A 12,484-nucleotide genomic window follows, 5' to 3' on the forward strand; every position below is an offset into this window, starting at 1 on the left:
CAGCTGTAAGGGGCGCTTGCCGCAACTTTTTACCAGGGCTTGATTTTTTGCTTACTTTTTTATCAAGGAAAAAGTAGTTTTAAAAAATTCATTTTTTACCAGTATCAGGAACAGATACGTTTGAACCCGCCGAGCGAGTGAGTTCTGTTTTTCCAGCTTTAATAGATGATTTCCGAAACTTTTTACAGAGCGTTTGCTTTTTTATCAAGAAAAAAATAAGATAAAAATGCCTTACGGCTTATGTATCAATGGTGGTCATCCTTAAGTTGACGCCATTGTCTCAGCAGATGCTATATAAATAGGTTAAAAATGCTCGATGTACTAATGTTTTGAAGATACTACTTGTACACTTCCTATTGTAACCTTGCGACCACCTTACCTCTTTTTTGTTTAGCCAGTGCAATTTGTTTTTGATCCTTGGAGTTATTGATCATAGAATCTAAGGTAGCTTTAGCTTGCCTAAAATTCCCTAGCATGATATAATTATCTGCCATAAGTAGAAAGGCACGATCTATATAATCGTTATTCTGTGGAAATTTTTCCACCAGATCAAATAAAATATTTAAAGAGGGTTGATACGCTTTTAATTTAAATTCTACATGGGCCAATAGATATTGTGCTTCTGCTGCAGTAATCGTATGCAATGGTCTACTGGCTTTTAAAAAATGGCTTTTAGCACGTTTGTATTCTGCTCGCTGCATAGCTACCTTACCAAGGTAAAGAGAAGCTTGTTGTATCATTTCAATTGGTGCTTCCTTAGCACTATTCAATAATTCTAAACAAGCAGGTGTGGTAATTTGATATTTTTTTAGCATAAAACTACCTTTTATAAGTCCAATTAAGGCCTGGTGATATTCTTTATGCGTCAGTTGCATTTTCTGTAGTTTTTGGTAATAGGTGACAGCTTCTTGAAAACGTTTGCCTTCGTAAGCTAAATCAGCTATTCTTAGATATGCTTTTTTATGGCAAGTTGTTGGGGGAGTGGCTACTACTTTTTTATAATAGCTGATTGCCTCGTTCTGCTTTTGTAGCCTATAATAACTTTCTGCGATTAAAAAATAAGCTTCTCCAAGCAATGGGCTACCTGGATACTGTTTATCAAAACAAGTCAACTGTTGCAATACTTTTGCATAAGCTTGATTGTAAAAGAGCTGCTTAGCTCTGCCAATGGTACGCTCATCAGAATGACTAGCTATTTTTTTAGCTATATGTGCATACTTTTCTAAGTAAACCTCTGTTTTGTCAGATGTTCTTTTTGTAGAACATAGGTTTGATAAAGCCATTAAAGCACTTTCTGCATGGGTATGGCTAGGATATTGGTCTAAAATAGCTGCGTAGTCGGCAGCAGCTTCTTCATATCTTTGAATATTTTCATAAGCAAGAGCCCGTTTCATTAATAATTCTGGTTGTAGATCACTAGTTAACGTTATTTGCATGAGATGGCTAAATGCTTGAATAGCTGCTTGATAGTTACCTGCATTAAATATAGTACAGGCCTTGTGATAGCATGCTTTTTCATAATATATGGTTTCTGTATGGTTGGTAAGGACTTCTTGCAGACAACGCTCTACCCGAGGATTGTCTCCTAAGGCTTGATAAATCAATGCTTCCTGGTAACGAACGTGAGCAGGATGATAGGTATACACATCTGCATATAGCTTAAGTGCTTGTTGGTAATCTTTCTTGACATAATAGCAATCCGCTAATCGAAGAATGGCATCGTAGTGGGTAGCAGCTGGCTGTTTTTGCGTAATCGCTATATACTGTTCAAAGGTTTTAGCTGCAGTGGTGTACGCGCCAGTGTTAAAGTAACTATAAGCTAGGCCATATAGGTTTTTTTCATAAAAGAGTGTATTTAAATTACCTTGTTGCATACATTTTGTATAAAACTTTAACCCTTTTTCATATTTACCAAGTGCAGAAAAAGCTTCTCCTAACCAAAACTGAGCTTGTAAGACTAAAGATGGTTTAAAAGGAAAAACAAGCGATTGCTGCAAGTATTGTATGGCATGCTCTAACCTATCCTGATTATAGTCTTCTATTCCCTGGTAAAAAAGTACTTTTTGGTACAACTTTAAGAGTGTTTCCGTTTTGTAGGGCAGTGTGGCTATATAATCTATAGCGCGTTGATAAGCTTTTGTTTTATAGTAACACTGTACTAGTAAGGCTTGTGCAGTGGAAAGGTTTTTGCTTTCCTGATGGGTTTCAACAAAAGCAGTCATGGCTGCTATAACCTCTGTAATAGCGCCTTGCTGGTAACGCAAGCCGGCAACTTTGATAGCAGCCAAATCACTTAGCTCTCCATCAAATCTTAACCCTTCTGCTTTAGAAAAAGCAGCTATAGCTGCTGGAATAGCACCCTCTTTTTCATAGATAAGACCGCTGTAGTAGGCAGCTATTTGACTTGCATAATCTGTCGTCTGATGAAGCAGTTGCTGCAAACAAGCAACTGCTTTAGCATATTGTTCTGTTTCATAGAAAGCATGGCCTAGCTTAGCGCGCGTCATCCGGTCTGTTCGATTATCTAAGGCTATCTGATAATGGGTAATAGCTGCTGCATATTGCTTGAGAAAAAAATAAGCGTCTGCAATAACTAGATGGTCTTGCTTGCTAAAAGATGCATCTGGATAACGCCCTACATAGGCAAGTAATGATTCAAATTGGCCGGCTTTATGGTATACCTTTAACGTTAAACTTTGGGCTTCTAAGCTGTATTTTTCACTAGCTTTTTCAAGTGCTACAAGTGCACCATCATAATCTGCTTCCTGCAAAGCGATGTAGGCCATCTGTAATTGTGCCGCATGGTAATAAGGATGGTTTTTATCGCTAATAGTTGTAAAATACTTTTTTGCATGGGTCCAATCTTTTAGTTGTAAATAACTATCCCCTATAGCATATTCAAGGACTATGCGCTCTTTAGGGGCTAAGCAATCTGCTTGAATAGTTTGATATAAAGAGAGGCTTTTAGGAAATTGACCTGATTCAAAAAAGCATTTTGCCAAGTAATAGCGCATCGTTTCTATGTATCGACTTCTAGGGTATCTGGTTATAAAATACTGCAAAAATATTGCTAGATTCCGGTCTTGATTGGCTAAAGCAGATAGTGCTATATGATAAGCAGCCTCTTCTTTGTTATACTTTTTTCCTTGGGTGTTCAAATAGGCTTGAAAGTACTTTTCGGCTGCTGCATATTGATGTTGCTTAAAAAGCCATATGCCTTCATGAAAAATAGCTTGTGCAAATGGTCTCAGCTGGTCGTTGGTCATAGAGAATCCTTGATAAGGAATAGCCATTAGGAAAATGGCAATTAAAATGGCGGAATATATGGGTTGCAGCATGGATATATGGATATTTTAGGTTCAAACATCAGTAGTTCTTCACACTAGCCAAAATATGGATTTCTATTTACTATACAACTATTTTCTTAGCGCTCTTTTACATATACCTCTTACAAAACCTATTACTAATGGCCATGTTGGTGTCGATGCTTCTATATGTTCCTCCAATAATCGAGTATTTGGCGGTACTTAGCTCCATTGCTCCTAAAAATGGCTGATCACAAATAGGTTTTGCAAGAGGCCTTTTTTTAGATAAAAAAGTAAGCTTAGCAAGCACTTTATGGGTGCATTAATTTAAAAATTAATCCCTTCATAATTTGATAGTCATTAAGATTAGAATCAATTCCTTTTAACTGTAAGTCGGCTTGATGGAGATAGGTGATATTTTTCATAGTTTCATGAACTGTATAGTTTTGCACCGCATGAAGATATCCCTGTATAAAATAAGGATTTACATCAATTTGCTGAGCAATTTTAGTAGGAACGGTTTCTTTGGTTTGATGCAATATAAGTAGCTTAGCAAAAAGATTATATAGAATGGTTACAATCGGAAGAGCAGCATGTTCCTTTGCATTAGATGCGCAAACACGAATGATTTGATAACTTTTTGGGTAGTCTTTTTGCATAATGGCCTTTTGTAGTTCAAATACATTGAAAGGTTTATGCAGACCTATATAAGCTTCTACGATGCTATGGGTAATAGTGCTACCTGGCGTAAGGTTAATACGTAATTTATGGAGCTCACTAGTGATTCTGGTCAGGTCGTTACCTATATAGCCTTCTACTAAGCAAGCAGCTTCTTCTGTTATAGTTAATGTTAGGTTTTTCACACAGGATTTAATAAAAGCAGGTAATTGTTGATCGTAGAGCTTTTTGGCAGTAACCAGCATATTTTTTTTGCTTAAGGCTTTACCCAAGGCAGTACGACCATCTATGGTTTTATATTTATAGGCAAAGACTAATAAGGTAGTGGGCTGTGGATGATCTAAATAATGTAACAATAACTTTTGACCCGTAGCATTTTTTAAATCTGCCATCTCTTGTGCTTCTTTTACAACTACCACTTGTAAAGTAGCGGCCATTGGAAAACGACGTGCTTGGGTAAGCAGTGTAGCCATACTGCATTCTTTGCCATAGGCAATGGTTAGATTAAAATTCTTTTCAGTTGGTGTCAGGAGTTTTTCTTCGATATATTCGGTAATCGCATCAATGTAGTATACTTCTTCCCCCTGCAAAAAGTAAATAGGTTGATAAATACCTTTATGCAAGTCTTGGAGAACTGTTTGGGCGGATTGAATCATATAAAGCTTACCCAGTTAAATATGCACTATATGCGTTATACTATTACAGTAAAGTTATTCAACGCAGCGGGCTATTGGTTGAAATAAGTAAGGTACTAACCACGAGGAACAATCGTTTCATACAAGGTAAAATGCGTTTTTCGGAAAGTACGATAGCCTTGCATATAGTCCATTTCTTCTTTAGTAGCTAAAGTACCATTTTTGACTTTACGGGCAACTTCTTTAATACCTTCCGGTATAGTAGGCTCTGCTATAAATTTGTTCAAAGCTTTTTGTATAGCTTCCTCCTTATAATCTAAAATAAAAAAAGGATATTTATAGAATGTAGGAAAATTACATATAAATAATTCTAATAAATGGTGTACCGAAAGGTTGCCTAGCTTATACCATTCTATAGCATGGTCTATCATAAAGGCATAATAACCGGAGGATTCACGGCTATCTGTTACACCTAATTGAGACATACCAAATATAGCCATAGATTTTTCTTCATCTGTATATCCTTTATATCGCAATACATCTATACCATCTGTATATTTTTTTGATTTGTCTTGTTCTCTTTGATTTCTTGGCCCAAGCTCACAATGAGCAGGGTAGTACGTCTCAGGATGCTCCATAACCATTAAAAAGTAAGGGTAGCGATCTAAATGAAACGGACTACTACCGGGTTCACCATTTATTACATAGTCTGCCTCTTTGACTGCATCGGTAAGAATATCATAAAACAGGAAGTTCTCAGTATAATAATCAGTATAATAAAAACGTGAAATGTCACCAGAATAATCTATGCGATACTTATCCCATAACTTTGGTAATTGGTTATCTACTAATATAGACTTAAGATGATTATGCAAAGACGAATCTTTTGGGATATTATTTTGAATACGTTCCAAGGCAGGAGCAACTCGCTTTATCTTTTTTGTCGGGATAATCTTAAAATGGCAATCATTAAAAGAATTAGTTATATGAATAGCAAGCATCAACTCTAAAAGAGGGAGCTCTATTTCTTTTTTCTTATATAGCTGGCAAAATCTTTCCCAATAGGTATATGAGTGCTTGCTCATAGCGTATGCAGCAATTTTTTTTTGCTCTAAAGTATAACGCTTGTCTACTATATAATTGAAAAAAGCTTCTTCATAATAGCGAGGATGCTTATAGATTACTAAAAAATCTTTTGACCGACACAATTCCAAGGGAGTACCAATATGGCCTACCCTGGCCTGTATAGCTTCAATTTTTTGAGGAAAAGTTACCCAGGTACCCCAATTACATCCATGTTTTTTAATATTAGTAACTGGATGATAGGGTTTATAACCTGGATGATGATGTAAATAAGCAGCCCAGGAATGACAGTCTACGTAACCATGGTTATCATGGTTATGGCTATTCTGTCTAGCAGATACTTTTGACTCTGACGCATAACATGGAATGGAGGTCAAAGCCATAGTTAACATAACCTTTGTATATATCTTACTAAGCATATAGTTTATTTTGTATGTTATAAGCATTTTAGTAGCAGGGAACAGCTAAATATAGTTTCAATCTACGCTTTTCCTTGGTTCTAATATACCATTTTTTAGTAATAAAATTCTATCTGCCATAGTGGCTAGCGATTGGTTATGGGTTACCAAGACGAAAGTTTGTTTTAATTGTTTGGAAAGCTCTAAGAAAAGGGTATGTAGCATTTGTGCATTTTTAGCATCCAGGTTACCACTTGGTTCATCCGCAAAAACAATAGCCGGGTGGTTGATCAATGCTCTAGCTACCGCTGCACGCTGCCTTTCGCCACCAGAAACAGCTTCTGGCAAGTGGTTTTTTCGATGGCTAATGCCCAACAAAGATAAAAGATCATTGGCCTTTTGAGCTACTGATTCTTTAGAAGAAGAGCCAATATAACCAGGGATGCAAATATTTTCAAAAAGTGTAAATTCAGGTAAAAGGTTATGAAATTGAAAAACGAAACCTATTTTTTTATTTCTAAATGTTGCCAATGCATTACCTTCCAGTGCTGTAAGATCTTCTCCATCTAACGTTAAGGAACCACTATCTGGCTTATCTAGGGTAGATAAAAGATGTAATAGAGTAGTTTTACCCGCCCCAGAGGGACCCATAATGGCCACCATTTCTCCAGCATGGATGGATAGGCTAACCTGATTCAGGATTTTGTAGGCATGATAAGATTTACAAAGTTCTTTGGCTATAAGCATATATCTGCATAAAGTTTTGTACTTTTAGTCTAAATTTTTACCATTTTACTGAAGACCCCATTTGGCTTGAGTAAAACCTAAAATATATAAATTTTTGATTACGCGCTCGTAGTTCAACCGGATAGAACGTCGGATTTCGGCTCCGAAGGTTGAGGGTTCGAGTCCTTCCGAGCGCACGGTTTACATATAATGGGCTGAAAAAAATGGGAAAAAGTACTAATTTGTTTCTATATACTTTAGGTTAATTCTGTCAAAGTATAATGTATAAAATGATCAGCAAAAGCCATATCGGCTATCTATCCTTATTTGTCAATTTGCCGAACAGCTATAATACTTTACTTTTTTGATTTTTTGTCGTTAGTTGGGTAATTTTGCTTAATGATAATGATAGCAACCAAGTATAACCATGATCTCTTCAACTATAGATAAAACACAAGTTCCTTTATCCTCTATTAGTAGGGCAGATCTTTCGCCTTTTTATGGGCAATGGTATGAGATGATGTGGCTGATACGTAAATTCGAAGATAAGGCAGCTCAACTCTACGGACAGCAAAAAATTCGAGGCTTTTGTCACCTTTATACAGGTCAAGAGGCTTGTATAGCTGGCGCTGTTACGGCACTGCGCCAAGGGGATAAATACATTACTGCTTACCGTGACCATGCTCATCCGATTGCATTGGGAACCTGCCCTAGTCAAGTAATGGCTGAGCTTTATGGTAAAGCTACTGGTGTTTCTAAAGGATATGGTGGCTCTATGCATATGTTCGATAAAGCTCGTCATTTTCTAGGTGGTCATGGCATTGTGGGTGGACACGTCCCTTTAGGGGTAGGTATTGCGTTTGCTGAACAATATAAAAAAACCGGCAATCTGTGCATTACTTTTATGGGCGATGGTGCAGTGCGTCAGGGGGCTGTCCATGAAGCTTTCAATTTAGCCATGCTTTATAAGTTACCCATCATTTTTGTTATTGAAAACAATGGGTATGCCATGGGTACTTCAGTAGAACGGAGTTCTAATGTAACGGAACTCTTTCGATTGGGCAGCAGTTATGCTATGGATGCAGCGCGTTTAGATGGCTTATGTGTAGAATCTGTACACTGTGCTGTGGAACAAGCAGCCATAAAAGCTAGAAAAGGTATCCCCAGCTTATTAGAGTTTGTAACCTACCGTTATAGAGGCCACTCAATGTCTGACCCTGCTACTTATCGTACCAAAGACGAGGTAGAAGTCTACAAAGAGCAAGATCCGATTCTCAAGCTTAAAGCGTTGATTCTAAAAAAGAAAGTTGCAAATGAAGCGGCATTGGAAGCTATGGAACAAAAAGTAAAAGATCAAATTGCGCAAGCAGTTGCTTTTGCAGAGCAATCTTCGTTTCCAGATCCAGCAACGGTTTATGATTATGTGTATAAACAAAAAGATTATCCATTTCTTCAGCATTAAATTTTATGAAAATCATAGATATAAACAGTATTCCTAGAAAGATTATAGCGAATAGCCGGGAAAAAGAAAGTTTAAAAAAGCTCAATCACAGCAAAAAAAAGTGGTATATTTTATTCTTTTTGATCGCTTGTATGGCAGCTGCTTCTTGGCTATGGTTTTTGTATCGCAAACCAATAAAGAGTTTAAAAGCAGAGGATGAGGCTTTTCAAGCGGTTTATCATTTTGAAGCAGGCGATTTTGATAAAGCGTTAAAGGGAGATGGCGTTCATAAAGGCTTGTTGGAAATTATTAAAGCATATCCTGGTACTACCACTGCAAATCTAGCTTGTTTTTATACAGGTATTGCCTACATGCACCAAAAACAATATGATGAAGCCTTAGCTTTTTTAAGTAGGTTTAAGGCTAAAGATTTTATCTTGCAAGCCCGTGCTTGGTCTGTAATGGGTGATGCACACAGTGAACAAAAAAATCATAAACAAGCTGCTATCTATTATATGAAGGCCGCTCACTATAAAGAAAATAGTGTATATAGCCCTGGCTATTTGATTAAAGCGGCTATCGCTTTTGAAACAGATGGGCAATATAAACAGGCTTATGATTGCTACCAAGAAATTATAGCAAAATATCCAACCTCTCACTATAGCAGTAGTTTGGCCATTAAAGAATCTAATCGTTTGTCAGCAACTTTATATTTATAGTTGATGCGTTTATGCAGAAACGTTGGGTTATTGAATCTTTTAAAAAGCCTGATAAGGTAGCAGCACTCGAAAAGGTCCTGGGTACCCCTTCTGCTATTACATCCATTTTGGTGCATAGAGAAATAGAAACTTTTCAAGCGGCCAAGGATTTTTTTCGCCCCTCTTTATCTCAATTGCATGATCCTTTTTTAATGCAAGGGATGGAACAAGCGGTAGCCCGTTTGCACCGTGCCATAAATAGCAAAGAAAAAATATTAATTTATGGTGACTATGATGTAGATGGTACTACAGCTGTTGCTATGGTTTATGGTTTTCTTCGATCCTTACCTGGTGCAACACTAAGTTATTATGTTCCAGACCGAATGATAGAGGGCTATGGGGTTTCTATGCAGGCCATAGAAAGTGCTTATCAAAATGGTATTAAGCTTATCATCACCTTAGACTGTGGTATAAAAGCCTATACACCCATTGCTCGAGCCGTTCAGCGGGGCATAGATGTGATTGTTTGTGACCATCATGAAGTAGGAGCTAGTTTGCCACCAGCTTATGCTATTTTAGATCCAAAACAACCAAGTTGTTCTTACCCTTTTAAAGAATTATCAGGATGTGGTGTAGGTTTTAAGTTATTACAAGCTTTATGTCAAAAGTGTGGGTTAAAGCCGGATATGCTTTATGATTATTTAGATCTTGTGGCCGTTAGTACCGCTTGTGATATTGTTCCTTTGGTAGATGAAAATAGGATTTTAGCTTACTACGGTATTAAACAATTAGAAAACAGCCCTCGTCCGGGGCTACAAGCATTAATGGAATTAGGCTACTTTTCGGCTACGATTACCATTTCTGATATTGTTTTTAAAATAGGCCCACGGATTAATGCTGCTGGACGTATGAACCATGCCTCTTTGGCCGTTCAGTTACTCATAGAACAGGATCTAGCAAATGCCTATAAGTTAGCACAGTCTATCAATCAACAGAATCTCTTACGTCAATCCCTCGACTATACGATTACGCAAGAAGCTTTGACCATGATAGAAAATAACGCTTATGGAACCAAAAGTACAGTGCTTTTTAATCCAGATTGGCACAAAGGTATTATTGGCATTGTAGCTTCCCGTTGCATTGAACAATGCTACAGGCCTACTGTAATTTTAACCCTTGCTGATGGTAAAGCCACTGGCTCTGCTCGTTCCATACCGGGGTATAATATTTATGAAGCTATTTCCGAATGCAGTCCGCTTCTAGACCAATATGGTGGGCATGCTTTTGCGGCAGGTCTAACCATGCCGCTAGCACATATGACTACATTCCAACAACAATTTGAGGAAGTAGTATCAGCAACCATTACAGATGATTTATTGATTCCTCAGCAAAGCATTCATGCCCTTATTTCTTTTCAGGCTATTACACAAAAATTTGTAAACATATTGATGCAAATGGCTCCTTTTGGACCAGGCAATGCCACACCTGTATTTGCTAGTGAAAAAGTTTATGCTCGTAAATGTCATTTGGTTAAAGAAAAACATCTTAAACTAGAGGTATATCAAATAGATGGTCAGGCTTCTTATGAAGCCATAGGCTTTGGGTTGGGAGGTTATCTACCACTTGTTGCTACTGGTAAGCCCTTTGCTATGGCCTATACCATAGGGTATAATTATTACTTAGGCCATAAATCTTTACAGTTTATGATCAAGGATATTAAAGCAGGACCATCTATTGTTTGAAGTCAGCCTTATCAAAGGTATTTCTATTGCATTTGTAACCGTCACTTGCTGAGCACAACTATTTTACGTATCCATTCACTACTGGGGCAAAAGTGCACCCAAAACGGAGCGTCCTTCATCCTTATGAATGCATCATCAGACTGCATTGGTGATTATAATAGGTAATAAAAAATATGCTAATTTGGTAAAAGGCTTTAATTTTTTTAAAAACTTTAACCCATTTATGTATAACTAATACTGTTAATTTCAAGCAATAAAGCTTTTTACATGATCCATTTTTTGAAACTATCTACTCCTATCATACTAAGTATGATGGTACACTATCTAATCCCTATTACGGACTTACTTATGATTGCTCATTTAGGTATGATTTCCGTAGCTGCTGTTTCTATAAGTATAGATCTATCTATTGTCTTCTCTATTTTTCCTGCTGGTGTTGCTTATGGCATTCAGCCTTTTATAGAAAAACTCAATCACCAAACCATACATGAAAATACGAAATGGTTTTTTAATAGCTTATTTATTAATGTACTTGGGTCAATAATTTTTGCTGGCTTTTTATTATGTATGATTCATTGGCTACCTTATCTTAAACAAGATACACAAGCAGTAGAGATGGTTCCATACTACATGCCATGGCTGGCTTGCTCTATCTTTCCTACGATGGTTTATAATACTTTTTGTCGCTATTTAGAAGGCCTTGGGCATACAAAACCTATTTTTATAGTAACTATGATCGGATTGATTGCTAATATCATACTGAATTATTTGTTTATATATGTTAACATAGGCCATTTTACAAATGGTCTTGTTGGAGCAGGTATAGCGACTTTATGTAGTAGATTTATGATGGCAATAGCACTTATGCCATATGTATGGAAAAGATTGGAAACTGATTCTAAACATCTATTGATCCTATCCTACTTTGATAGGCAATATATAAAAAAGCTATTAACTTTAGGTATTCCTATTGGAAGCCAACTATTTTTAGAATTTTTTTTCTTTTCTTTTACAGGGCTTATAGTAGGAAATCTTGGGGCATTATATAAAGGAGCCAATGCTATATTAGACAATATAATTAGTTTACCTATTGGGATTAGTTGGGGTTTTTCTTTAGCAGCTTCTACTTTAGTCAAGCAAACCCGTTGTTTCAATCATAAGGAAAAAAAACAATCTATTTGGATATATTATGGGACTACTGGTATGGTTATGTTGGTATTAGCTTTTTTTATAGTCCGTTATTCATTTTTTATTTTTACTGTATGTTATCAAGGGAGTGCAACAGACTATAGCATGATTGCTTCCTCTATTCCTTTAGCCATATTGCTTATTTTTGCAGATGGATTTTATACGATCAGCTTAGGACTTTTAAGGGGATTAAAGGATACGTTTTTCCCATTTTTGATTGCTACATTAAGCAATTGGTTAATAGGTATTCCCTTGTGTTATGTACTTATCAAAGTGATAAACCTGGGGATTCCATCTGTTTGGATAAGCAAGATTATGGCTTTTTTAATGTCAGGAAGTATACTCTTTGTTCGATTTTTAAAAAAATATAATAAAAAAAACATTTGCTCTTGAAAGAGATATGTTTGTAACGTTTCAAAAACTGGTACAAGAAGTATTAAAGTATAATATTCCTTTTTCTATGTATTCGTTCACGACTGTGGTTTTTCTTCGATTATATTTAGCAACTCTTTGGTTTGCGTTGACGCAATTAGTAGAAAATGAATTTTTGTTGTTACTTTTTTCTTGATAAAAAAGTAACCAAAAAATCA

Annotated in this window: 8 protein-coding genes and 1 tRNA gene; 5 read left to right on the forward strand and 4 right to left on the reverse strand. The window is 36.5% G+C overall.

Translation table 11 applies throughout. The annotated features are described in order from the left end of the window. Nucleotides 1–353 precede the first annotated feature (353 nt). The 4 genes from MUW73_RS02620 to MUW73_RS02635 all read right to left on the reverse strand — a co-directional run bounded on the left by MUW73_RS02620 (nt 354) and on the right by MUW73_RS02635 (nt 6,846). On the reverse strand, nt 354–3,338 hold the full coding sequence (locus MUW73_RS02620) for a tetratricopeptide repeat protein (protein WP_243018653.1): 2,985 nt from the start codon (nt 3,336–3,338) through the stop codon (nt 354–356). A gap of 278 nt (nt 3,339–3,616) precedes the next feature. Beyond that, nucleotides 3,617–4,639 (reverse strand): DNA polymerase III subunit delta, encoded by a 1,023-nt coding sequence (gene holA / locus MUW73_RS02625; protein WP_243018654.1) that lies wholly within the window; start codon nt 4,637–4,639, stop codon nt 3,617–3,619. 95 nt (nt 4,640–4,734) lie between these two features. After that, the gene (locus tag MUW73_RS02630; RefSeq protein ID WP_243018655.1) at nt 4,735–6,120 is read right to left on the reverse strand and encodes a hypothetical protein; all 1,386 of its coding nucleotides are present in this window, start codon (nt 6,118–6,120) and stop codon (nt 4,735–4,737) included. Nucleotides 6,121–6,177: 57 nt separating this feature from the next. Beyond that, nucleotides 6,178–6,846 carry an ABC transporter ATP-binding protein gene (locus tag MUW73_RS02635; RefSeq protein ID WP_243018656.1) on the reverse strand — a complete coding sequence of 223 codons (669 nt, stop codon included), beginning with the start codon at nt 6,844–6,846 and terminating at the stop codon, nt 6,178–6,180. 102 nt (nt 6,847–6,948) lie between these two features. Between MUW73_RS02635 and MUW73_RS02640 the strand changes: the two genes are divergently transcribed. The 5 genes from MUW73_RS02640 to MUW73_RS02660 all read left to right on the forward strand — a co-directional run bounded on the left by MUW73_RS02640 (nt 6,949) and on the right by MUW73_RS02660 (nt 12,287). Continuing rightward, nucleotides 6,949–7,022 (forward strand) — tRNA-Arg (locus tag MUW73_RS02640). A 230-nt stretch (nt 7,023–7,252) separates the two neighbouring features. Further along, entirely contained in the window at nt 7,253–8,287 is a 1,035-nt protein-coding gene (gene pdhA, locus MUW73_RS02645; protein WP_243018657.1) for a pyruvate dehydrogenase (acetyl-transferring) E1 component subunit alpha, read from the forward strand. A 5-nt stretch (nt 8,288–8,292) separates the two neighbouring features. Next, nucleotides 8,293–8,985, forward strand: a complete 693-nt coding sequence (locus MUW73_RS02650; protein WP_243018658.1) for a tetratricopeptide repeat protein — start codon at nt 8,293–8,295, stop codon at nt 8,983–8,985. A gap of 11 nt (nt 8,986–8,996) precedes the next feature. Then, entirely contained in the window at nt 8,997–10,706 is a 1,710-nt protein-coding gene (recJ, locus tag MUW73_RS02655) for a single-stranded-DNA-specific exonuclease RecJ (protein WP_243018659.1), read from the forward strand. Nucleotides 10,707–10,973: 267 nt separating this feature from the next. Beyond that, the gene (locus MUW73_RS02660; RefSeq protein WP_243018660.1) at nt 10,974–12,287 is read left to right on the forward strand and encodes an MATE family efflux transporter; all 1,314 of its coding nucleotides are present in this window, start codon (nt 10,974–10,976) and stop codon (nt 12,285–12,287) included. Nucleotides 12,288–12,484 lie beyond the last annotated feature (197 nt).

Origin of the sequence: Candidatus Cardinium sp. cByotN1, from assembly GCF_022810525.1 — a bacterium.
Lineage (GTDB): Bacteria > Bacteroidota > Bacteroidia > Cytophagales > Amoebophilaceae > Cardinium.